23 protein-coding genes are annotated in these 22,405 nt (G+C 68.3%); 7 read left to right on the top strand and 16 right to left on the bottom strand.

Annotation, left to right across the window (positions count from 1 at the left end; translation table 11 throughout):
• Positions 1–23: 23 nt before the first annotated feature.
• A complete protein-coding gene (locus ACK4IU_RS06960; RefSeq protein ID WP_409733021.1) occupies positions 24–353 on the top strand; it encodes a zf-TFIIB domain-containing protein in 330 nt (109 codons plus the stop codon).
• Between the two features lie 111 nt (positions 354–464).
• Positions 465–1,460, top strand: coding sequence for a P1 family peptidase (locus ACK4IU_RS06955; RefSeq protein WP_409733019.1), 996 nt, complete (start codon positions 465–467; stop codon positions 1,458–1,460).
• 151 nt (positions 1,461–1,611) lie between these two features.
• Here the strand turns inward: ACK4IU_RS06955 and ACK4IU_RS06950 are convergent, their stop codons facing one another.
• The 11 genes from ACK4IU_RS06950 to ACK4IU_RS06900 form a co-directional block, all read right to left on the bottom strand.
• On the bottom strand, positions 1,612–2,052 hold the full coding sequence (locus tag ACK4IU_RS06950; RefSeq protein WP_409733017.1) for a molybdenum cofactor biosynthesis protein MoaE: 441 nt from the start codon (positions 2,050–2,052) through the stop codon (positions 1,612–1,614).
• 1 nt (position 2,053) lies between these two features.
• Entirely contained in the window at positions 2,054–2,299 is a 246-nt protein-coding gene (gene moaD / locus ACK4IU_RS06945; RefSeq protein ID WP_409733015.1) for a molybdopterin converting factor subunit 1, read from the bottom strand.
• On the bottom strand, positions 2,299–2,964 hold the full coding sequence (pgsA, locus tag ACK4IU_RS06940; protein ID WP_409733192.1) for a CDP-diacylglycerol--glycerol-3-phosphate 3-phosphatidyltransferase: 666 nt from the start codon (positions 2,962–2,964) through the stop codon (positions 2,299–2,301). The genes moaD and pgsA overlap by 1 nt, the downstream gene beginning before the upstream one ends.
• A gap of 99 nt (positions 2,965–3,063) precedes the next feature.
• Entirely contained in the window at positions 3,064–4,359 is a 1,296-nt protein-coding gene (locus ACK4IU_RS06935; RefSeq protein ID WP_409733013.1) for a M16 family metallopeptidase, read from the bottom strand.
• Positions 4,356–5,705 carry a M16 family metallopeptidase gene (locus tag ACK4IU_RS06930; protein ID WP_409733010.1) on the bottom strand — a complete coding sequence of 450 codons (1,350 nt, stop codon included), beginning with the start codon at positions 5,703–5,705 and terminating at the stop codon, positions 4,356–4,358. Before ACK4IU_RS06930 ends, ACK4IU_RS06935 begins: the two co-directional genes overlap by 4 nt.
• A gap of 86 nt (positions 5,706–5,791) precedes the next feature.
• Entirely contained in the window at positions 5,792–6,322 is a 531-nt protein-coding gene (locus ACK4IU_RS06925) for a DUF3035 domain-containing protein (protein WP_409733008.1), read from the bottom strand.
• Between the two features lie 62 nt (positions 6,323–6,384).
• A complete protein-coding gene (gene lspA / locus ACK4IU_RS06920; protein WP_409733190.1) occupies positions 6,385–6,891 on the bottom strand; it encodes a signal peptidase II in 507 nt (168 codons plus the stop codon).
• Between the two features lie 2 nt (positions 6,892–6,893).
• A complete protein-coding gene (gene purH, locus ACK4IU_RS06915) occupies positions 6,894–8,480 on the bottom strand; it encodes a bifunctional phosphoribosylaminoimidazolecarboxamide formyltransferase/IMP cyclohydrolase (protein WP_409733006.1) in 1,587 nt (528 codons plus the stop codon).
• Between the two features lie 12 nt (positions 8,481–8,492).
• Positions 8,493–10,226: a heparinase II/III family protein gene (locus ACK4IU_RS06910; protein ID WP_409733003.1), complete on the bottom strand. Its 1,734-nt coding sequence runs from the start codon at positions 10,224–10,226 to the stop codon at positions 8,493–8,495.
• A gap of 130 nt (positions 10,227–10,356) precedes the next feature.
• On the bottom strand, positions 10,357–11,508 hold the full coding sequence (locus ACK4IU_RS06905) for a saccharopine dehydrogenase family protein (RefSeq protein ID WP_409733001.1): 1,152 nt from the start codon (positions 11,506–11,508) through the stop codon (positions 10,357–10,359).
• A gap of 85 nt (positions 11,509–11,593) precedes the next feature.
• Positions 11,594–12,643 (bottom strand): saccharopine dehydrogenase, encoded by a 1,050-nt coding sequence (locus ACK4IU_RS06900; protein WP_409732999.1) that lies wholly within the window; start codon positions 12,641–12,643, stop codon positions 11,594–11,596.
• A gap of 159 nt (positions 12,644–12,802) precedes the next feature.
• On the opposite strand from ACK4IU_RS06900, the gene ACK4IU_RS06895 reads away from it, so the two are divergent.
• From ACK4IU_RS06895 to rfbA, 5 genes are all read left to right on the top strand, one after another.
• Positions 12,803–13,954, top strand: a complete 1,152-nt coding sequence (locus tag ACK4IU_RS06895) for a glycosyltransferase 61 family protein (protein WP_409732997.1) — start codon at positions 12,803–12,805, stop codon at positions 13,952–13,954.
• 94 nt (positions 13,955–14,048) lie between these two features.
• Positions 14,049–14,609: a dTDP-4-dehydrorhamnose 3,5-epimerase gene (gene rfbC / locus ACK4IU_RS06890; RefSeq protein WP_409733188.1), complete on the top strand. Its 561-nt coding sequence runs from the start codon at positions 14,049–14,051 to the stop codon at positions 14,607–14,609.
• Positions 14,606–15,643 carry a dTDP-glucose 4,6-dehydratase gene (rfbB, locus tag ACK4IU_RS06885; protein WP_409732995.1) on the top strand — a complete coding sequence of 346 codons (1,038 nt, stop codon included), beginning with the start codon at positions 14,606–14,608 and terminating at the stop codon, positions 15,641–15,643. Before rfbC ends, rfbB begins: the two co-directional genes overlap by 4 nt.
• Positions 15,640–16,485, top strand: a complete 846-nt coding sequence (rfbD, locus tag ACK4IU_RS06880) for a dTDP-4-dehydrorhamnose reductase (protein WP_409732993.1) — start codon at positions 15,640–15,642, stop codon at positions 16,483–16,485. Before rfbB ends, rfbD begins: the two co-directional genes overlap by 4 nt.
• Complete coding sequence (gene rfbA / locus ACK4IU_RS06875; protein WP_409732991.1) at positions 16,482–17,372, top strand: glucose-1-phosphate thymidylyltransferase RfbA; 891 nt, start codon at positions 16,482–16,484, stop codon at positions 17,370–17,372. Before rfbD ends, rfbA begins: the two co-directional genes overlap by 4 nt.
• 165 nt (positions 17,373–17,537) lie before the next feature.
• On the opposite strand, the gene ACK4IU_RS06870 is transcribed toward rfbA, so the two are convergent.
• The 5 genes from ACK4IU_RS06870 to ACK4IU_RS06850 form a co-directional block, all read right to left on the bottom strand.
• Positions 17,538–18,284, bottom strand: coding sequence for a pyrroline-5-carboxylate reductase (locus ACK4IU_RS06870; RefSeq protein WP_409732989.1), 747 nt, complete (start codon positions 18,282–18,284; stop codon positions 17,538–17,540).
• 112 nt (positions 18,285–18,396) lie between these two features.
• Entirely contained in the window at positions 18,397–18,624 is a 228-nt protein-coding gene (locus ACK4IU_RS06865) for a formate dehydrogenase subunit delta (RefSeq protein WP_409732987.1), read from the bottom strand.
• Positions 18,614–19,414: a formate dehydrogenase accessory sulfurtransferase FdhD gene (fdhD, locus tag ACK4IU_RS06860; protein WP_409732985.1), complete on the bottom strand. Its 801-nt coding sequence runs from the start codon at positions 19,412–19,414 to the stop codon at positions 18,614–18,616. The genes ACK4IU_RS06865 and fdhD overlap by 11 nt, the downstream gene beginning before the upstream one ends.
• Positions 19,411–22,287, bottom strand: a complete 2,877-nt coding sequence (gene fdhF / locus ACK4IU_RS06855; protein WP_409732982.1) for a formate dehydrogenase subunit alpha — start codon at positions 22,285–22,287, stop codon at positions 19,411–19,413. Before fdhF ends, fdhD begins: the two co-directional genes overlap by 4 nt.
• The coding region (locus tag ACK4IU_RS06850) for an NADH-ubiquinone oxidoreductase-F iron-sulfur binding region domain-containing protein (protein ID WP_409733186.1) at positions 22,284–22,405 on the bottom strand (122 nt) is incomplete at its 5' end. The genes ACK4IU_RS06850 and fdhF, both read right to left, overlap by 4 nt.

The raw sequence follows: 22,405 nt of genomic DNA, 5'->3' as shown, positions 1-22,405 counted from the left end.
TCGACACAAGGATGGAGACGTGAATGCGCTGCCCGGTGGATGGCGAAACCCTGGTGATGACCGACCGTTCGGGGGTCGAGATCGACTATTGCCCGAAATGCCGCGGTGTCTGGCTGGACCGGGGAGAGCTGGACAAGATCATCGACCGCTCGCTTGGCGGTGCCCATGCCGCGCCGGCCCCGACACCGCAGGCCGCCACGCAGCACCACGTCGCGCCCCAGACCGCTCCGGTCTATCAGCCCGAGCCGCGCGGCCATGACGACCGCCGCCGCTACAAGGACGACGACGACTACAAGTACGGTTACCGCAAGAAGCGCAAGGACAGTTTCCTGAGCGACATCTTCGACTTCTGACCAAAATGCTCCTCGCAGGCTGCGCCGCTCGTCGCAGCCCCGCGACGGGAAGCCGAAGGCGCACGAGGAGCAGCCCCTTGCGCCCGCCCCACAGCCGGTTAGCCTTGTCCCATGCGCCCCGGTCCCCGAAACCTCATCACCGACATCCCTGGCCTGCGGGTCGGCAACGCCGATGACGCGCGGCTTGGGTCCGGCACCACCGTCCTGACCGCCGACCGCCCCTTCACTGCTGCCGTTCACGTCATGGGCGGCTCCCCGGGCACGCGCGAGACCGACCTCCTCGCCCCCGACCGCATGGTGCAGGAGGTGGACGCGATCTTCCTTTCGGGAGGCTCCGCCTTCGGGCTCGATGCGGGCCAGGGCGTGATGCAGGCCCTGCGCGCCGCCGGACGCGGCTTCGCCGTCGGCCCCGTCGCCGTGCCCATCGTGCCCGGAGCCATCGTCTTCGATCTGCTGAACGGCGGCGAGAAGGACTGGACGGAAAGCCCCTATCCCCGCTTAGGCCGCGAAGCCTTCAAGGCCGCTGCGCAAGACTTCGCCCTCGGCACCGCCGGCGCGGGCTTCGGCGCGATGACCGGCAACCTCAAGGGTGGCCTCGGCTCGGCCTCCTGCGTCCTCCCCTCCGGCCTGACCGTCGGGGCGCTTGTGGTGGTCAACGCTCTCGGCCAGGCCACCGTCGGCGAGACCCCCCACTTCTGGGCCGCGCCCTGGGAAGAGGGCGCCGAGTTCGGCGGCCTCGGTCCCGCGCCCCGCATCCCGCAGGAGGCCCCCCTGCCGCGCAAGCGTATCGGGGAGGCCACGACCATCGCCATCGTCGCCACCGATGCCGCGCTCACCAAGGCCGAGGCGCAGCGCATGGCCACGGCCGCGCATGACGGCATGGCCCGCGCCCTTGTCCCCTCACACACGCTGCTCGACGGAGACCTCGTCTTCTCCGTCGCCACCGGCGCGAGACAGCTGCAAGGCCCGCTGACCGACAGCTTCCAGCTCGGTCACGCCGCCGCAACCTGCCTTGCCCGAGCCATCGCGCGCGCGATCTATCTCGCCCGCCCCGGCCCGCAGGACCTGCAACCGACCTGGAGCAGCCGCTTCGCCGGCACCCGCTGACCGCCCGGGACGACCGTCCGCCGCGCCCCGCGCTTCCCTCCCCCTCCGTGGGGGAGGGAGAGGGTGGGGGGCACCACGGTTGACATTCGGTGAACGCCCGCAAGCAAGCCCTTGATTTCTCGATGATCGGACGGGCCGCCCGGCGTGGACACTACCAGCGCTTCAGCGCGTCCTCGTCCGCGCCCTTCGCCGCGACCCATTCCGCCCCGTCAACGCCGATCTCCTTCTTCCAGAACGGCGCGCGGGATTTCAGGTAGTCCATCAGGAATTCCGCCGCCGCGAAGGCGTCCGCCCGGTGCGGCGCGGCGGTGGCGACCATCATGATCGCCTCGCCGGGACCCAGCCGCCCGTGGCGGTGGATCACCAGCGCATCGGCCAGCGACCAGCGCCGGACGGCCTGTTCCACGATGCCTGTGATCGCCTTCTCAGTCATCCCGGGGTAATGCTCGATCTCCATCGCCGAGAGCCGGCCGCCCTCGTCCCGGACGAGGCCGGTGAAGCTGACCACCGCACCCGCCCCCTGCACCGCCGCCGCGAAGGCTGCAACCTCGGCGCCCAGATCGAAGGCCTCGGACTGGACGGCGACCCGCATCTCAGCCCCCGGTCATCGGCGGGAAGAAGGCAACCTCGCGCACCCCCGCCAGCGGCGCGTCGAAACCCGCCAGTTCCTGATCCAGCGCCACCCGCAGCGCGGTCAGGTCGGCGAAGGCCGCGGCATAACGGTCCTCCCGCGCGCGCAGCTCCTCGACCAGCTCGGCGACCGTTGCGGCCTGCGTCTCTACCCGTTCGCGCGGCAGTCCGATCCGTTCCCGCACCCAGGCGAAGTAAAGCACATCCATCACTTTTCCTCCCGCAGGAAGGGCAGGGACTTGACGAAGTATTCCCAGCCAGTGACGACCGTCAGAAGGGCCGCGATCCACAGAAGCCAGATGCCGACGAGGTTCGCATAGGAGGCACAGTCCCGTTTGCCGCAGGCGCGGATCGGGTCGGCCTCTCCGGCAATGACCGCCTGCACATATTCCTCGGTGGTCATCCCCTGCATGGCCACGCCGTTGAGGTACTCAAAGCCGGTACCCAGGAACAGAACCGCGATCGCGATCATCTGCGCCGTGGTCTTCCACTTGGCGAGCTTCGTCACCTTCAGCTGGCCGCTCTTCGCTCCAAGGTATTCGCGCAGACCGCCGACGAAGACCTCGCGGAACAGGATCACGGTAGCGGGCAGGATCAGCCAGGGGTTCATCCCGTTGTAGCCGGTCAGGACCATGATCGCGATCACCACCATCGCCTTGTCGGCGATCGGGTCCAGCATGGCGCCGAATTTCGACTCCTGCTTCCACAGCCGGGCAAGGTAGCCGTCGAACCAGTCGGTGATCGCCGCACCTACGAACAGGGTCAGCGCCAGCCAGTCGGCCCAAGGGCGGTGGAAATACAGGAACATGATCGCCACGCCGGGCGCAGCCAGCAGACGAAGCACGGTCAGCGTGTTCGGGATCGTCCAGATCATGATGGATTGGTAGACCATGGGTCGGACATGGGGAAGGGGCTTGTGCGTCCGTTTCCGCCCTGTTGGTGTCGCACTTGCGCCAGCCCTGGAGGCCCCGCGCTAAAGCCCCGTCGGCTGGCCAACCACCACGAACTGCAACTCGTCCGCCTTGAACAGCCGTTCAGCGACGCGGCGGATGTCCTCCATCGTCACTGCCTCGACCTTCGCGTTGCGAGTGGTCACATAGTCGATCGGCATCCCGTCCATCTGCATCCCCACCAGGATGCTGGCGATCGGCCCGTTGCCGTCAAAGCGCAGCGGATAGGACCCCGTGAGATAGGTCTTGGTCGCCTCCAGTTCTTCCGGCGTCACGCCCTCGCGTGCCAGGCGGCCCCATTCCTCCTTCACCACCTTGATCGCCTCGGCCACCTTGTCGTTCGAGGCGGCGAACTGGCCCAGGATCATGTCGGCATGGTCCATGTTCACGATGTAGGTGCCGATCCCATAGGTCAGCCCGCGCTTTTCCCGAACCTCGGTCATCAATCGCGCGGTGAAGCGGCCGCCGCCGACAAGCTCGTTCAGCACGAAGGCCGGAAAGAAATCCGGATCGTCACGCGAGATCCCGCGCTGCCCGAAGAACACCGTGGCCTGCGGGGTCGGGAAATCGACCACGGTCACGCCGCCCGACAACAGCCAGGGCGCTTCGTCGGGCAACGGTGCCCCGGTCGCGGGCAGGTCGCCCAGGAGCCGGTCCAGCAGCACACCCAGATCCTCGGCCGTGATGTCGCCGCTTGCCGCGACATGGACCCGGTCCCGCGCCAGCGCCGCCTTGTGGGCGGCCACGACATCCTCGCGCGTCAGCGCCGTCACCGACTCGATTGTGCCGTCCCCTGTCGAGGCATAGGGATGGTCGCCGAAGGCCATGGCGTCGAATTTCTCCGCGGCAATGGTGCCCGGGTCCTTCGCGTTCGAGCGCAGGTTCGACAGCACCTGTTCGCGCACCCGGTCCACCGCGTCCTGATCGAAGCGCGGGTTGACCAGCGCCTCGCGCAGGAGGTCGACCACCTGGTCGCGGTTCTCGGTCAGGAACTTCACCGAGACCGACACCGAATCGCTGCCCGCGTCAAAGCGGATGTTCGCCGCCAACTCCTCGCGCGCCTCGGCGAAGGCGCGGCTGTCCATCTCGCCCGCGCCCTCCTCCAGCGTCGCCGTCATCAGGTTGACCGCCCCGCGCTTGCCCGGAGCATCCAGCGAGGTGCCGCCCTTGAACTGAATCTCCAGCGCGGCGAAGGGGATGTTGTGATCCTCGACCAGCCAGGCGGTGATGCCGCCGGGAGAGACGACCTCGCGGATCGGGATTTCGGCCCTGGCCGGCAACGCGACAGCCAGGAACGCGACAAACAGGGCGCGGATCATGGCTTGGCCTCCCCTTCCGCGGCGGGCCGCGTCAGCCAGCCCGTCACCGCGTTGCGCCGGTCCAGCACCATGCGCGCGGCCTCCATCACGTCCGCTTCGCTGACCGCGGCCAGCGCGTCATCCCAGCCTTCGATGTCTGCGACCGTCAGCCCGACGCTCAGCCCCTGACCGTAGCGGTGCGCCAGGTTTTCCACGCTGTCGCGAGCGTAGATCTCGCCCGCGCGAACCTGGGTGCGGATTCGCTCGAGAGCCGCAGGATCGGGGCCCGTTTTCAGGAAATCCGCCAGCACCCGGTCAAGATCGGCCTCCACCGCCTCAAGGCTTATGCCCGGAGCGGGCACCACCGCCAGACCGAAGGTAGCATCGTCGATGCTGGTACCGTCGTAGAAGGCCGAGGTATAGACCGCCACCTTCCTGTCGAACTGCAGGGCCCGCGCCAGGACCGAGGTCTGACCATTGCCGCCCAGAAGCTCGGCCAGCACGGTCAGCGCCGCGGCCATCTTCTGGTCGCCCGGGTCGCGTTCCGGGGCCAGGTAGGTGCGGAAGACATAAGGATCCGAAACCCTCTCGTCCGCCATCGAGATCCGGCGCTCGGCCAAGTGTGGCGGTTCCTGCGGGCGCAGGCGCGGGCCGATGCCGTCCGAGGGCTTCAGCGGGCCATAGTAGCGCTCGGCCAGTTCGCGCACCCGCTCGGGCGTCACGTCGCCAGCAACGATCAGCGTTGCGTTGTTCGGTGCATAGAAGCGTTCGTAGTGGCTCAGCGCGTCGGCGCGCGACAGGGTCTCCATCTCGTGCCGCCAGCCGATCACGGGGGTGCCGTAGGGGCTGTTCTGGAACTGCGCCGCCCGCATCTGTTCGATCAGAAGCGCGCTGGGGTCGCTGTCGGTGCGCTGGGCGCGTTCCTCGAGGATGACCTGGCGTTCGGTCGCCACGTCCTCCTCGGTCAGACGCAGGTTGCGCATCCGGTCGGCTTCCATTTCCATCACCAGGTCCAGCCGGTCGGCGGCGATGCGCTGGAAATAGGCCGTGTAATCCCAGGACGTGAAGGCGTTGTCGTCGCCGCCCTGTGCCTCGACGATGCCGGAGAAGGCATTGGGCGCGACCTTCTCGGTGCCCTTGAACATCAGGTGTTCCAGGAAATGGGTGATGCCGGAATGTCCCGGCGGTTCGTCCGCCGCGCCCACGCGATACCAGATCATCTGCACCACGACCGGGGCGCGGTGATCCTCGATCACCACCACGTCCAGCCCGTTTTCGAGAGAAAAGGTAGTGACCGGCACCTCCGCGGTCGCGGGCAAGGCCAATGTCAGCGCCAAGGCAAGGCCGGTGCCAGTTCGTCCGAGCATCCGCTCCTCCGCTTCATGTCTCGCGGGCGAACCTGCGATGCGGCGGCCGGACAATCAAGCCCGGGCGGTCGGGACCAACGCGCTTGTTACCGTTCGCCCGGCTTGGCGGGCGGCGCCGAGGGGTTGCGCACTCCAAGCGCGCGCCAGCGGGCCAGTTCGGCCTGCTGGTCCAGCCGCTGGTTGCGATAGGCCTTGTAATACACGTTGACCTTGAACAACCGCTCAAGCGGGCGGCCGTTGTTATCGCGCCGCCATTTCAAATCCTCGGCCGCCAGCGTGGCCCGGATACCGCCATCGACGCCGAAACGGGTGGCATGCGCATAAAGTGCCGAATCCGCGGCCGGGATGCCGCCCGCGGCCGACGGCCGGCCGCCAAGGGCGATCACGGCCTCGCCTTCGGGGTCACGGTCGGTGCGGTTGAACCCGCCCGGCGTGGGCTCCGGAAGCTCGGCCAGGTTTTCCGGCATTTCCAAGGGCTTGGGCGGCACGATGGCAAATTCGTCCGGTCCGGATCCAGAGCGCAGATTCATCAGCTTGGGGTCACCATTGCCACCGCAGGCCGCCAGCGAGATCATCGTCGCAACCGCGATGACCGCCCTGCCTTTCCGTGCCCGCATACCTGCCTCCGAAACCGTCTTTTGCTCGTCTTAGCCTAAAGCCGTGCGGTCGTCACGCCCGATTAGCGCGCCTTGCGCTTGGGTTTGCCGTCTGTTGCTGCATCCTTCGCCTCGCCCTTGGCAAAGACCACAAGCCCGGCCGCCCCGGCGAAGATCGCTATGTCGGCGACGTTGAAGGCATAGGGGTTCTCGATCCCGCAGCATGACATGTTCAGAAAATCCGCCACCGCACCGTAAAGCACCCGGTCAACGACATTGCCGAGGGCGCCACCGATCAGAAGCCCGCCCGAAAGCTGGGCCTTCCAGTTGCCGCCTTCGCGCCGCATCCACCAGACCACCCAGGCCGAAATCGCCAGCGCCACCGCGATAAGCCCCCAGCGCGCCAGGTCCGACCCATGCGCCAGGAGGCCGAAGTTGATGCCGTAGTTCCAGGCCATGCGGAAGTTGACAAAGGGCGGCAGCACGTCGATCTCATGCCGGTTGATCAGGTCCAGGCCATGCACCACGGCCAGCTTCGTCAGCTGGTCCAGCCCGAAGGTCGCCGCCGCCGTGATCCAGAACCGCCGCATCATCAGTGCCGGAAATGCCGCTGGCCGGTGAAGACCATGGCGAGACCCCGCTCGTCCGCCGCCGCGATCACCTCGTCGTCGCGCATCGACCCGCCGGGCTGGATGATCGCCGTAGCCCCGGCCTCGGCCGCGGTGATCAGACCGTCGGCAAAGGGGAAGAAGGCATCCGACGCCACGACCGACCCTTTCGTCAGCGGCCCGGGCAGGCCCAGCGCCTCGGCCATGTCCTGCGCCTTGCGCGCGGCGATGCGGGTGGAATCGACGCGGCTCATCTGCCCCGCGCCCACGCCCACCGTGGCGCCGTCCTTGACGTAGATGATCGCGTTCGACTTCACATGCTTGGCCACGGTCCAGGCGAACATCAGGTCGCGCAGTTCCGCCTCGGTCGGGGCGCGCCTCGTTACCACCTTCAGGTCCGACGCCGCGACATGCCCCGCATCGCGGTCCTGCACCAGGAACCCGCCGGCGACCTGCTTGAACGCCAGGCCCTTCGCCCTCGGGTCCGGCAGCGCGCCCGTGGTCAGAAGCCGCAGGTTCTTCTTCGCGGCAAAGATCGCCTTCGCCTCCTCTGTCGCGTCGGGGGCGATGACGACCTCGGTGAAAATCTTCACGATCTCTTCCGCCGTCGCCCCGTCCAGCACCCGGTTCAGCGCCACGATCCCGCCGAAGGCCGAGGTCTGGTCGCACTGGTAGGCACGGATGTAGGCCTCGGTCAGGGTCGCTGCGGTGGCGACGCCGCAGGGGTTGGCGTGCTTGATGATCGCGCAGGCCGGGGCGCGCCCGCCGAATTCGGCCACAAGTTCGAAAGCGGCATCAGTGTCGTTGATGTTGTTGTAGGACAGCTCTTTCCCCTGCCACTGCCGCGCCGTCGCCACGCCGGGCCGGTGGCTGCCGTCCACATAGAAGGCCGCCGCCTGATGCGGATTCTCGCCATAGCGCAGGGGCTGCGCCAGTTTCCCGGCAAGGCTGCGATACCGTGGCGTCGCCTCGCCGATCTCGTCCGCAAGCCAGGTTGAAACGGCGGTGTCATAGGCAGCGGTGCGGGAATAGGCGGTCAAGGCCAGCTTCTGCCGGAAGGCCATCGTCGTCGCCCCGTCATGCGCCTTCAGCTGATCAAGGAGCGCGGCGTAATCCGCCGGGTCCGTCACAACGGTGACGAACCGGTGGTTCTTCGCCGCCGCGCGGATCATCGCCGGCCCGCCGATGTCGATGTTCTCGATGCAGGTGGCGTGATCGGCGCCCTTGGCCACCGTCTCCTCGAAGGGGTAGAGGCTCACGACCAGAAGGTCGATCGGCTCGATCCCGTGCGCGGCCATCGCCACCAGATGCTCGTCATCGTCGCGCAGGGCCAGAAGCCCGCCATGCACGTTCGGATGCAGCGTCTTGACCCGGCCGTCCATCATCTCGGGGAACCCGGTCACGTCGCTGACATCCCGCACCGCCAGCCCCGCCGCCCGCAGCATGCCGCTGGTGCCACCGGTCGAGATGAGATCCACCCCGTATCCCGCCAGGGCGCGGGCCAGGTCCAGAAGGCCGGTCTTGTCGGAAACGGAAATCAGCGCGCGGCCGATGGGGACGAGGTTGGTCATGGGGCTACCCTGTCACTCTGCCAGGGGATCCTCGGGCCCCACGGCCTCCAGATCCCGGATGGCCAGCGGAGTATCCTTTGCCTTCGCCAAGGTCCAGCCCAAGCGTGTCTCGAAGCCCCGCGCCTCGCCGCGCAGCACGATTTGCAGGCTTGGCCGGGGGTGCAAACGCCCTTTTTCCAGGTAGGCGGACGGGTCCAGCGACAATTCGGCCGGCCCGGTGAAGCGGAAGATCCAGATCTCGCCGCTGCGGAGCACAAGGGAGACCGCCGCGCCCCCCATGTCCAGCGTCGCATCGACATCGGGGTGCAGGTGGAACCGCACCGCAAAGCGCCCCGCCTGCATGGCCGAGGCGGTCATCACATCCTCGAACCGCTTGCGCGCCTCGGCCTTCAGCGCGGTCAGCGCCTCGACCCCAGACAGCCGCCGCCCGTCATGGCTGAGCGTCAGGCTGCGGCTCGCGGTCAGCCCGTGCGTGCGCAGCCAGCCGTCATGCGCCAGATACAGGTCAGTCCCCTCGCTGCCCGTGGTCATGCGCGAGGCGGTGACGGCGGCGCGATGCTCCAGCGCCTCGCCGGTCGGATACAGGCGCGAGGACGAGACGCGGTCCATCGCCAGCACCGAATGGCACTCGGTCGCCCGCGCCGCCAGCCGCCACATCGGCCCGAAGGTCAGGCCCGATCCGCAGTTCACGACCACCGGCCGCCGCCCCGAGGTCAGCTCGAAGGCCGCCGTCGAGGCATGGCCGGTCTCGGCCGCCCGCCCGCCCGGAGGTGTCACGGCATCGACGATCACCGTGGTCCGCCCACCCGCCAGACGGGCGTATCCCATCGCGATGACAGGGGGTTTGTCGCCCCTGCCCCCGGCCGCCGCCAGCGCCTGGTCGAGCCGCCCCTCGGCGCCCCTGCCCCCGCCGTGAAACCGGGCCAACTCGCCATCGGCGTGGCGCAAGGTGCGCAGCGCCGGGGCGATCCGCACGATCGCCTCCTGCACCGGTTGCGGCACGGTCAACCCGGCCTCGGTCATCGCGCTCGCCGACCAGGTCAGCAGCGTCAGCACCTCGAGCAGTTCCTCCGGGTTCCGCGACGGGATGCCGCCCTCGGCATCGATGTCCGCGTCGCAGGCCGCCGCCAGCGCCTCGGTCGCCGGGTCGGCCAGCGCCTCCATCCCGATCAGCGAGATCCCGGCATAGACGAGGCCGGTCAGCGCCTCGAACCGCGGCAGGCCCTTGGCCGCGCCCTGCCAGCGCCGGGCCAGATAGCCCGCCTGCCGCGACAGCGCGCGATAGAAGGCCTCGGCCTCGGACGGAGGGCGGGCAGCCAAGAGCAGCGTGGCATGGTGGATCCAGCGGATGATCCGCCGCCCGGTCAGGTCCGGCGTCCAGCCGGGGCCGCGCCCGGCGCCGTAGCGCGCGATCCAGTCCCAAGTCCAGGCCTGGGCGCGCGCCCGCGCCTCCCTGGTGCCCAGCGCCGCCAGGTCGTCCAGCCAGGCAAACCCGTGGATCTCTTCGGCGAAGGCGCGATCGGGCACCGCCACATCCCAGATCGAACCGCCGCCGATCTCGGCCAGATGGCCCGCCAGAAGGACCGTGCCCTCCACCAGCTGCCGCCCGCGCGAGAGTGTCCCGATGGAGCGCGGCTCGGGCTGAGCGACGAAGCCGCCGGCCACCGGCGCACGCCGCGCCGCCAGGAGAGCCAGCCGGTCGGCCAGCCGGTCGAAACGTCCAGACCTGATGCCGGTGCCGCCCACGCCCTGCCTCGCCTGCCTGTCCGGTTCCCCCGGATCATGGCGGGATGATAGGCAATTGCGCCGGGCTCGTCGATGACTTCGTAACTCCTCGCCGACCCGCGACGAGGAGGCGAAGCCGAACGAGGAGCCGTCAGGCCAGGTGGTCGATCCGCCGCATGAATTGCGCCAGGTGGCCGACCTGGTCCAGCCAGCGCGCCACCAGCCTCGGATCATGCGGCGCGCCATGCACCCCGGCCGGGATCTCGCGGTTCATCACCGCCTCGATGGCCAGCGACACCGGCACCGACACCAGCCGCCCCATCGCTGTCCCGCGCACGTCGCCCCAGGCATCCATCGCCCAGGTCTCGTGGAACACGGGCTTGCCGTCGCGTTCGGCCTTCAGCGACACGAACAGCAGCACCCGGTCCGGCTCACCCTCGGCATAGGAATTGTCCTTCAGCAGCGCCGCCGCCCGCGCCTCGAGCGCGGCGTTGATCTCGGCCAGGGGCTTGCCCTCCAGCGCCTCGATCTCGCGGAAGATCGGCGCCCAGGCATCGGCCCAGCCGTTCAGCCGGATCGTGCCCCGGACGAAATCCTTCACCTTCCAGTGCTTTTCGAACCGGTATTCCTCCATGAACGGATAGCTGTCGCGGTTCGGGTAGACCTCGAAGCTTTCCGGCACGGGCAAGGGCGCGTCATACCGGCTGATCGCATCCCAGGGCCGCGCCACGCGCAGCTCGGTGAAATGCCGCAGGCTGCGCGAGGGCGACCGCAGCGCCTTCAGCACCCCCGCCGGGGCCCAGCTGAACTTGTAGCGGAAGGCATTCGCCTCCTTCGGAACCCCACCGCAGTAGCTGGTGAAGCTCAGGACATTCTCGTTGTCATAGGCCTTCGAGGCGCGATAGCGCGCCACCAGGTCATGCGCCATCAGGTGGTCGATGCCGGGGTCGAGGCCAACCTCGTTGATCGAGACCAGCCCCTTTTCGCGGAAGTCCTGATCCAGCGCCCGCATCTCGGGGGCGATGTAGCTGGAGGAACAGAAATTCGCCCCCTTTGCCAGGCACAGGTTCGCGATGGCCACATGCTGATCCGCCGGCAGCATCGACACCGCGATGTCGCCGGGCCTCAACGCCTCGGCCAGCCCCTCGAGGGTGAAGGGGCGGATGTCGTCGGTCAGGTCGCCCACCTCGGCCCGCGCCTTCTCGACGGTGCGGTTCCAGACCGTGACCGGATGCCCCGCCTCAATCAGCCGCCGCAGCCCCGGAATAGACGACAGCCCCGTGCCGCACCAATGGATCGTCATTTCTTCATCCCCTCCGCTTGGCCCACGCGGGACCAAGAATTTTCGAAAATTCTTGGCAAATTTCTTCGAAGAAATTTGCCCCCGCTCACACGCCCGCGACGTGCCTGTCGAATTCCACCTTCGCCCGGCCCCAGACGCCCGACCCCAGGTCCGTCAGCGTCAACAGCGACGGCAACAGCTGCGCCGCATAGTCCTGCGAGGATTCCACCGGCATCAGCGAGGGCAGGTTGTCGATCGCGGTCACGTCCAGGGGCGGGTTCTCGGCCACGCGCAGCGCCGGCGCATCCCAGTCCGTCGCCCGGTCATAGACCTTGATAGGCGAGAAATCACTGGTCGGATCGCAGGCGATGTCGCCGATCACCGTCAGCTTGCGCGCATCGGTCTTGGCGCTGGCCGGCACGAACACCGGGCACCCCGGCCGCGCCAGGATGCAGTTCAGGAAGATCTCGCGTTCCAGGATCTCCGGGAACGGTCCCCCGCTCGCGGTCTCGGCAATGTCCCATTTCGTCACCGCGACCCCCATCGCCGTGCACAGGTCCGCCGCACCCGTGCCCACGCGCCCCAGCGCCCCGATGATGATCGCGCGTGGCCGGCCCAGGCCCTGAAGCTCCTTGGCCAACTCCGCCAGCAGCGCATCCTTCGACGCCACCTTGCGCACTGGCCCGGCGATCCCGCCGCGCTGTTGCGCCGCCCAGACCTTCAGTGAAACCGCCGCGCCGGCATAGCCCGCCCAGTAGCCGAAGGCGGCGACGCGCCGGCCGGTCTCGTCCACCAGATACTCCAGGTCGTAAAGCACCCCGCCCCCGGCCTTGAAACGCTGGAGCAGCACCCGCCCCGCCGGCTGGCCCTTGTAGGCATGGCCGAACATGATGTGCCGGTGGACAAGCGGCGTTCCGTCCTCGGGCAACTCCTTCAGCCCGAAGATGATCGCATCCGCCGGCGCCTTCGGCCACAGGTTCTCGGCCACGACCTCGCAGCCTGCCGCGCGGTAGCCGTCGATCGGAATGGCCCGGACCGAGGACTCCTCGACCGTCACCCGGATCCCCGCCCGGATCAGCGCCGCCGCGCCTTCGGGGGTGATGCCCACCCGCTCCTCGTTCGGCCGCTGCTCGGCCCGCACCCAGAGATGCGTCATGGCTGTCGTCCTCTTTTCACCGGTCGGATCCAGATACCAGAACCCGTGGCCGCGACCAGACCCAAAAAGCCGACCTGCTTGCACGGGGGCGGCGAATCCGCGAACGTCACCGGCGCCATGCCCCAGAGCCCGCAAGATCCCCACAAGTCAGGCCCGGTGATGCTCGCGCAGCCCATGCCGCCCGGCTGCGTGCTGATCCGGGACGCGATCCTGGTGGCCGGACTGGATGCCGCGGCGAACCGCGACGGCACCGACCGGCCCGACAGGATCAACCTCCGCGGCCAGGGTGTCCGCTGCGCCGACGGCAGCGGCATCAAGCATGGCGGCAGTTCGTATCGGAACAGATTGCTTCAGCCGGACACGACCGCGCCGCTTCCGCAGCCTGCCGCCACGCTGGACGGCCTGTCGATCTTCGGTGGCATCGCGGGGCCCCAGTTCGGCCATCTCGTCACCCAGTCCCTCGGGCGGCTGACGGCCTGCGACCGCTTTCCCGAGGCGCGGCTTGTATTCATTGCCGAACAGATCGGCTTCGACGCCCTGCCGGGCTATTTCCTCCAGCTTCTGGCCCATCTCGGCATCCGGAACCCGGTGCAACTCGTCGGCGCCTCGACGCGCTGCGAGGCGCTGATCCTGCCCCAGGACCTGTGCAATCTGGAACGCAGACCCTGCGTCGCCACCGCCTACCGCCGCTGGCTCGACCGCTTCCGCGGCCAGCCCGACGCCTCCGTCGGCGAGGATCTCTACGTCAGCCGCGGCGCGCTGGGCTTCGATCTGGGCCAGTTCCTCGAGGAAAACGTCCTCGAGACAGCCCTGCGCCGCAACGGCTATGCGATCTTCCACCCGGAAGCGGTCCCGATCGGCGAACAGATCCGGCGCTACCGGGCCGCCCGGCGGGTCATCTTCGCCGACGGCTCCGCCGCGCATCTCTGGTCGCTCTTCGCAAGGCCGGACTCACGGGCGGCAGTGATCCTGCGTCGGCCGCCGTATCGCCATTTCCAGGCGTGGTTCCGGTCGGCCGGGTCGCCGAAGCCGGTTTTCCTCGACTTCGGCCTGGCGGACCTCAGCAGCCCCGGCAGGCCCGGCGCGACCGTCGGGGTGCTCGACATGCCCGCGGTCTGGGCCGCCCTGCGCGACGGCGGCTTCCACGACGACCCCCAGCCGGTCGGCACGCCGCGCGACCGGCTGACCGGCTGGCTGTCCGCCTCGGGAGAGCGCACAGGCCGCATCCCCCGGCCCGACCCGGCGCTCGATGCCCGCTCGCTGGCCCTGATCGCGGCGCGCCGGCGCTTCACCCTGCGCGAGACCGTCTGAACCGGTGGCGCCACGCCGGCTGGGTCGGAACACCATTGCATCCGCTGCCGTCCTTCGGCATCTGTGATCCAGCGGAAGAAGGGGTGCACGCGTGATGGATCTAGTCCCGACAAGTCTGGCCGACGTCGTGATCCTGACTCCCCGCCGCTTCGGCGATGCGCGCGGCTGGTTCACCGAGACGTGGAACGCCTCCCGCATGGCCGAGGCCGGGCTGGACCTGACCTTCGTGCAGGACAACCATTCCTTCTCGGCCGCGAAAGGCACCCTGCGCGGGCTGCATTTCCAGCGTCCGCCCCGCGCGCAGGACAAGCTGGTCCGCTGCTCGCGCGGGGCGATCCTCGATGTTGCGGTGGACATCCGCGAGGGCTCTCCCACCTACGGCCGCTGGGTCGCTGTGGAACTGACGGCCGACAACGGCCGCCAGCTTCTGGTGCCCAAGGGCTTCCTCCACGGCTTTGTCAGCCTGACCGACGACACCGAGGTGCAATACAAGTGCACCGACTTCTACAGCCCCGACGATGACGGCGCCGTGCGCTGGGACGATCCGGCCCTCGGCATCGACTGGGGCATCTCGGCCCCGATCCTGTCCGACAAGGACGCCCGCGCGCCGCTCCTGGCCGAGATCGGCACCCCCTTCCGCCGGGAGGCCACATGAAACTTCTCGTCACCGGAGGCTGCGGTTTCATCGGTTCCGCCGTCGTCCGCCTGGCCGTCGCGCGCGGGCACCAGGTGGTGAACCTCGACGCCCTGACCTATGCCGCGAACCCGGCCAATGTCGCCATGGTCGCGGACTCGCCGCTCTACCGCTTCGAACAGGCCGACATCCGCGACCGCGCCGCGCTGGACCGGGTCTTCGCCACCCATGCCCCCGACGCCGTGATGCACCTCGCCGCCGAAAGCCATGTGGACCGGTCGATCGACGGCCCCACGGACTTCATCGACACCAACATCACCGGCACCTTCAACCTCCTGGAAGCCGCCCGCGCCCACTGGTCCCGCGCCGGCAGGCCCACTGGCTTCCGCTTTCACCACATTTCCACGGACGAGGTCTTCGGCTCGCTCGGCCCCACCGGCCAGTTCACCGAGGTAACCCCCTACGACCCGCGCTCACCCTATTCCGCGTCCAAGGCCGCCTCCGATCACCTCGTCAGGGCCTGGCACGAAACCTACGGCCTGCCGGTCGTCCTCACCAACTGCTCGAACAACTACGGGCCCTTCCACTTCCCCGAAAAGCTGATCCCGGTCGTGATCCTGAACGCCCTCCACGGCAAGCCCATCCCGGTCTATGGCACGGGCGAGAACGTGCGGGACTGGCTCTACGTCGAGGATCACGCCGACGCCTTGCTCCTCGTCATGGAAAAGGGCGCCCTGGGGCGCAGCTACAACATCGGCGGCGAGAACGAACGGCGCAACATCGATCTCGTCCGCACGATCTGCGCGCTGCTCGACGAGATGGCCCCCAAACCCACCCCCTACGCGGACCAGATCACTTTCGTCACCGACCGCCCCGGCCATGATGCCCGCTACGCCATCGACCCCAGCCGCATCCGGCAGGAACTCGGCTGGCGGCCCTCCGTCACCGTCGAGGAAGGCCTGCGCCGCACCGTCCGCTGGTATCTCGACAACGAATCCTGGTGGCGCCCCCTCCTCGATCGCAAAGGGGTGGGCGAACGGTTGGGCAAGGCATGAAACTCCTCGTCTTCGGCAAAACCGGCCAGGTCGCGCGCGAGCTTCAGCGCCTCGCCTCCGACGCCACCTTCCTCGGGCGTGAGGATGCCGACCTCCTCAACCCCGCCGCCTGCGCCGCCGCCATCGCGGCCCATGACGCCGACGCAATCATCAACGCCGCCGCCTGGACCGCCGTCGACAAGGCGGAAACCGAGGAAGCCGCCGCCACCACCGTGAACGGCGAGGCCCCCGCCGCCATGGCGAAAGCCGCCGCCGCAAAGGGCATCCCCTTTCTGCACCTCTCCACCGATTATGTCTTCGACGGCGCAGGCGACCGGCCCTTCGCCCCCGACCACCCGACCGGCCCCCTGGGGGCCTATGGCCGGTCGAAACTGGCCGGGGAACAGGGCATCCGCGCGGCCGGCGGCCCCCACCTCATCCTGCGCACATCCTGGGTCGTCTCCGCCCACGGCACGAATTTCGTCAAGACCATGCTCCGCCTTGGGGCCGAGCGTGAAAGCCTGAACGTCGTCGCCGACCAGATCGGCGGCCCCACCCCGGCCGCCGCGATCGCCGACGCGCTCCTCATCGCTGCCAAGGCCATGACTGACGGCGCGCCCGGCGGCACGCATCACTTCTCGGGCAGCCCCGACACCAGCTGGGCCGATTTCGCCCGCGCGATCATGGCCGAGGCCGGCCTTCCCTGCCGGATCAACGACATCCCGACCAGCGAATACCCCACCCCGGCCCAGAGACCGCTGAATTCCCGCCTCGATTGCAGTTCATTCTCGGCAGCATTCGGCATCCCGCGCCCCGACTGGCGCTCGGGCCTCGCCGCCATAGTGCAGGAGTTGCGCCCATGACCCGCAAAGGCATCGTCCTCGCCGGAGGCACCGGCTCGCGCCTCTGGCCGATCACGCTGGGCGTCTCTAAGCAGCTTCTGCCGATCTACGACAAGCCGATGATCTACTATCCGATCTCGGTCCTGATGCTCGCCGGCATCCGCGACATCGCCCTCATCACCACGCCCGAGGACCAGCCGCAGTTCCAGCGCCTCCTCGGCGACGGTCGCCAGTGGGGGCTGTCCTTCACCTGGATCGTGCAGGAGAAACCCGAAGGCCTCGCCCAGGCCTATCTCCTCGCCCGCGATTTCCTCGCCGGCGCGCCCTCGGCCATGGTCCTCGGCGATAACATCTTCTTCGGCCACGGCCTGCCCGAGATGCTGAAGCGCGCCGACCAGCAGTCCACGGGCGGCACGGTCTTCGGCTACCACGTCTCCGACCCCGAGCGTTACGGCGTCGCCGCCTTCGACGCCGCGGGCCGCGTCACCCAGATCATCGAAAAGCCGAAAGAGCCCCCCTCCAGCTTCGCCATCACCGGCCTTTACTTCCTTGACGACCGCGCCCCGGACATCGCCGCGCAAATCACCCCCTCGCCACGCGGAGAGCTGGAAATCGTCGATGTCCTCGAACACTACCGCGCCGAAGGCTCGCTCCAGGTCGAACGCATGGGCCGCGGCTTTGCCTGGCTGGATACCGGCACCCCCGGCAGCCTCCTCGACGCCGGCAACTTCGTCCGCACGCTCCAGGACCGCCAGGGCATGCAGGTCGGCTCCCCGGACGAGATCGCCTTCCAGATGGGCTGGATCGACCGCGCCGGAATGGAACGCCAGGCCCAGGTCTTCGGCAAGTCGAGCTATGGCCTCCACCTCGCCGGCGTCCTCAGGGAACACTCCGCCCTGAAACGCTGACGCTTGGCCCAGGCACCCGCCCAAGCCATTTGCCCTTTTCCAAATACTCCCGCCGGAGGCTCCAACGCCGCGGCCGGTGCCACCGCGTCCTGTTCCGCACCGCCGCCGCGCCCCGCGCCTCCCCTCCCCCTCCGTGGGGAGGGGATGGGGGTGGGGGGCGCCCCGTCAGCCCTTCACCCGCTCCAGCACCTGATCCAGCGCCAGGCGCAGCGCCTTAACCCCGCCGGCCTCGCCGAACACCCGGAACACCTGCTCGTTCAGCCCGCCCCGCGTCGAATATTCCTCGCGCAGCGCGCCGAACGGCTTCCCCGAGCCTTCCGCCACCCGGCCCAGATTGGCGAACAGCCCCGCCATGTAGTCCCTTGCCGCCGCCTCCGGCAGACCGCGCTCCACCAGCCAGCCCTCGGCCGCCTCCAGGAGGCCGAAGTAACTTCCCATCAGCGCCGAGCCGACCGCCAGCAGATCGAACTCCATCTGACTCTGACATTCCACCGCCTGCCCCAGCCGGTCGAACAGCGCCGCCACCTCCGCGTCCGGCGGAAGGATCGGCGTTACGCAGCGCCTGTCGGCCACGAAGGGCAGGGGGATCGCCCGGATCACCGGCAGGTCCAGCCCCGCCCACCCCCGGATCACCTCGACCGGCGTCGCCGCGACCAGGCTCAGCAGCTTCTGCCCCGCCCGGAAGCGCAAGCTGCGCACGACCTCCTCCGCCACCTGCGGCCGGATCGCCAGCACCACCATGTCGCACTGATCGACAACCGCCTGATTGCTCTCGGCCACCGTCACATCGGGAAACCGCGCCGCCAGGTCCGCCGCCATCGCAGCGCCGCGCGGCGACAGGACAACCCCGCCGCCCAGCCCTTCGACGATCGCCGCGGTGATGTTTCCCGTCCCGATGAACCCCAGTCGCAAGGCGCTTTCCCCCGTTCCAGGCGCGTGCTGAACGACGTTAAGAGACCCTGAACGCCCGCGACCAAGTCATTGAAAAATCGGATGTCTCAGACTTTGTCCACCGTGGGCAGGCTCATGCCGCCTCGGACACCGGCCGCCGGATCGCGCTGGCCGCGTCAAGCACCAGCGGCCGGAGACCCGCCCCGCCCGCATCCAGGATCTCGAACAACTGCCGCCGCATCCGGGGATCCCAGAAGTCATTGATATGGGCCGCGAGCAGGGCCGCCCCCTCGTCATGCGGCTTCGATTCCATGAACTTTGCGATGTCGTTCGCCATCCGCGTGATCTTTTCAACCGACATGCGGCACCTCCGTCAGAATCCGATCCGTATGCGAGAAGACCTCGAACCGGTCCCCCTTCGCGAGCGCCACCAGGGTGATCCCAGACGCCTCCGCCAGTTCCACCGCCGCCACGGTCGGGGCCGAGACGGCAATCACCATCGGCGCCCCCAGCATGGCGACCTTCTGCACCATGTCGGTCGAGACGCGCGAGGTCAGCACCACCGCGCCCTCCGGCCGAATGCCCTCGCGCAGCATCGCGCCCACCAGCTTGTCCAGCGCGTTGTGCCGGCCCACATCCTCACGCGAAAGCAGCATCCGCCCGTACCAGAACGCAGCCCCATGCACCGCCCGGGTCGCATCGTGCAGCCGCTGCTCCCCCGGAAGCGCCGCCACCGCGGCCAGCACCTGCGCCGGCGTCATTCGGAACCGTGAGGGCGCCACCACCGGCACTTCCCGCAGCGCCTGGTCGATCGATTCGATCCCGCACAGCCCGCAGCCCACCGGCCCCGCCATCACCCGCCGCCGCGCCGCCAGCCGCGCCTCGGCCTCGGGCCGCAGCCAGAGCTGCACGTCGACACCGCGCTCAACCTCAACCACCTCGACCGACAGGATCTCCTCTGGCCGGGCGATCCCCTCGGTCAAAGCGAACCCGACCCCGAAATCCTCCAGGTCCGCCGGCGTCGCCATCATCACCGCCTGGGTCGTCCCGTTGAACGACAGGGCGACGGCCACCTCTTCGGGCAGCACCCGGTCTCCGGCCGAAACCGAAGACCCGAACACCAGCCGAGGGGTTGGCCGCGCGCCCTTCATTCCGCGGCCAGGATACGACGCGACAGGGCAGCCTGGGCCTCGTATTCCTTCTGCCACTCGGTCGGCCCGTTCGACGGGCTGACCTGCACCGCGGTCACCTTGTATTCCGGACAGTTCGTCGCCCAGTCGCTGAAGTCCGTCGTGATGACGTTCGCCTGCGTCCCGGGGAAGTGGAAGGTTGTGTAGACCACGCCCGGCGGCACCTTGTCGGTGATCGTCGCGCGCAGGGTCGTCTCGCCCGACCGGCTGGCCAGCCGCACCAGGTCGCCCTCGCGGATGCCCCGGTTCTCGGCGTCGTGCGGGTGGATCTCCAGAACGTCCTCGCTGTGCCAGACCACGTTCGCCGTCCGCCGGGTCTGCGCGCCGACGTTGTACTGGCTGAGAATCCGTCCGGTTGTCAGCAACAGCGGGAAGCGCGGGCCGGTCTTTTCGTCCGTCGCCACATATTCGGTGCGGATGAACTTGCCCTTGCCCCGCACGAACCCGTCGATGTGCATCAGCGGAGTCCCCTCGGGCGCCTTCTCGTTGCAGGGCCACTGGACCGAACCCATCGTTTCCAGCTTCTCATAGGTCACGCCGGCGAAGGACGGCGTGGTCATGGCGATCTCTTCCATGATCTGCGACGGGTGGGTGTAGGACCAGTTGGCCCCCATTGCGTTGGCGAACATCTGGGTCACTTCCCAGTCGGCATAGCCCTGCTTCGGCGCCATGACCTTGCGGACCATGTTGATCCGGCGTTCCGCGTTGGTGAAGGTGCCGTCCTTCTCCAGGAACGACGAGCCGGGGAAGAACACATGGGCATAATTCGCGGTCTCGTTCAGGAAGAGGTCGTGGACGATGACGCATTCCATCGCCGCCAGACCCGCCGCGACGTGATGGGTGTCGGGGTCGGATTGCAGGATGTCCTCGCCCTGGCAATAGAGGCCCTTGAAGGTGCCTTCGACCGCGGCGTCCAGCATGTTCGGGATGCGCAGTCCCGGCTCCGGGTCCAGCGTCACACCCCAGGCCTTCTCGTAGATCGCACGGACCTCGGGGTTCTTCACATGGCGGTAGCCCGGCAGTTCGTGCGGGAACGACCCCATGTCACAGGACCCCTGCACGTTGTTCTGCCCGCGCAGCGGGTTCACGCCCACACCGCGCCGGCCGATGTTGCCGGTCAGCATGGCGAGGTTTGCGATCCCGATGACGGTGGTCGAACCCTGGCTGTGCTCGGTCACGCCGAGGCCATAGTAGATCGCCGCATTGCCGCCGGTCGCATAAAGCCGCGCCGCCTTGCGCACTTCCTCCGCCGGAACGCCCGTCACCAGCTCCACCGCTTCGGGCGAGTGATTGGGGGCCGAGATGAACTCGGCATAGTCCTGGAACTCGTCCCAGTCGCAGCGGGTGCGGATGAACTCTTCGTTGTAGAGCTTTTCCGTCACGATCACATGCGCCATGGCCGAGACCACCGCCACGTTCGTCCCCGGCGTCAGCGCCAGGTGATGCGCGGCCTTGTAGTGCGGGCCTTCCACCGTTTCCGTGCGCCGGGGATCGACGACGATCAGCTTCGCGCCCTGCCGAAGCCGCTTCTTCATCCGGCTGGCGAAGACCGGATGCCCCGCATGCGGGTTCGCGCCGATGACCATGATGACGTCGGCTTCCTCAACCGAATCAAAGTCCTGCGTCCCGGCGCTTGTGCCGAAGGTCTGCCCCAGCCCATAGCCGGTGGGCGAATGGCACACACGGGCGCAGGTGTCGGTGTTGTTGTTGCGGAACACCGCACGGGCCAGTTTCTGGACGAGGTAGGCCTCCTCGTTCGTGCAGCGGCTGGAGGTGATGACCCCCACCGAATTCCGCCCGTACTTGGCCTGAATGCCCTTCATCTTGGCGGCGGCGAATTCCATCGCCTCGGCCCAGGAAACTTCGCGCCACGGCTCGGTGATCGTCTCGCGGATCATCGGCTTCAGGATGCGGTCCCTGTGCGTGGCATAGCCATAGGCGAACCGGCCCTTGACGCAGGAATGGCCGCGGTTGGCCTTGCCGTGCTTGTAGGGCGTCATGCGGACAAGCTCATCGCCGCGCATTTCGGCCTTGAAACTGCAACCAACGCCGCAATAGGCGCAGGTGGTGATGATCGACCGGTCGGGCGTGCCGATCTCGATCACCGACTTCTCCTGCAGGGTCGCCGTCGGGCAGGCCTGCACGCAGGCGCCGCAGGACACGCAGTCCGAGGCCAGAGCGTTGTCCGTCTTCGCGCCAAAGGAGACGCGGCTGTCAAAGCCCCTGCCCTCAATGGTCAGCGCGAAGGTCCCCTGCACCTCCTCGCAGGCCCGGACGCAGCGCGAGCAGACGATGCATTTCTGCGGGTCGTAGGAGAAATAGGGATTGGAATCGTCGCGCGGTATATACAGCGGGTTCGCCTCTCCGCTGGTGTTGCGCGGCTTGAAGTGCGTATCTACAGCCTCATAGCGCACGTCGCGCAGGCCCACGGCCCCGGCCATGTCCTGCAACTCGCAGTCGCCATTGGCGCTGCAGGTCAGGCAGTCGAGCGGGTGGTCCGAGATGTACAGCTCCATCACCCCGCGCCGCAGCTGCTTCAGCTTGCCCGTCTGGGTGTGAACCTTCAGCCCCGGCGCGACCGGGGTGGTGCAGGAGGCCGGCGTGCCGTTCCGCCCCTCGATCTCCACCAGGCACAGCCGGCAGGACCCGAAGGCATCGACGCTGTCCGTCGCGCAGAGCTTCGGCACCGAAATCCCGATCTCGGCCGCCGCGCGCATGATGCTGGTCCCCTCCGGCACGGTCACGTCGAAGCCGTCGATGGTCAGCGTGACCATGGTTTTCGATTTGGCAGCCGGGGTGCCGAAGTCGCGATCCGGGATGATGAAATCTTTCATTCTGCAGCCTCCTTCGCGCGAGCGAAGTCATCGGGGAAATGGGTGATCGCCGACATCACCGGATAGGGGGTGAAGCCGCCCAGCGCGCAGAGCGAGCCGAGTTTCATCGTGTTGCACA

Source organism: Tabrizicola flagellatus, assembly GCF_046295235.1.
Taxonomy (GTDB): Bacteria; Pseudomonadota; Alphaproteobacteria; order Rhodobacterales; family Rhodobacteraceae; genus Tabrizicola; species Tabrizicola flagellata_A.
The sequence above is the reverse complement of the archived record's forward strand: the minus strand, read 5'-3'. Positions and strand labels throughout refer to the sequence as shown.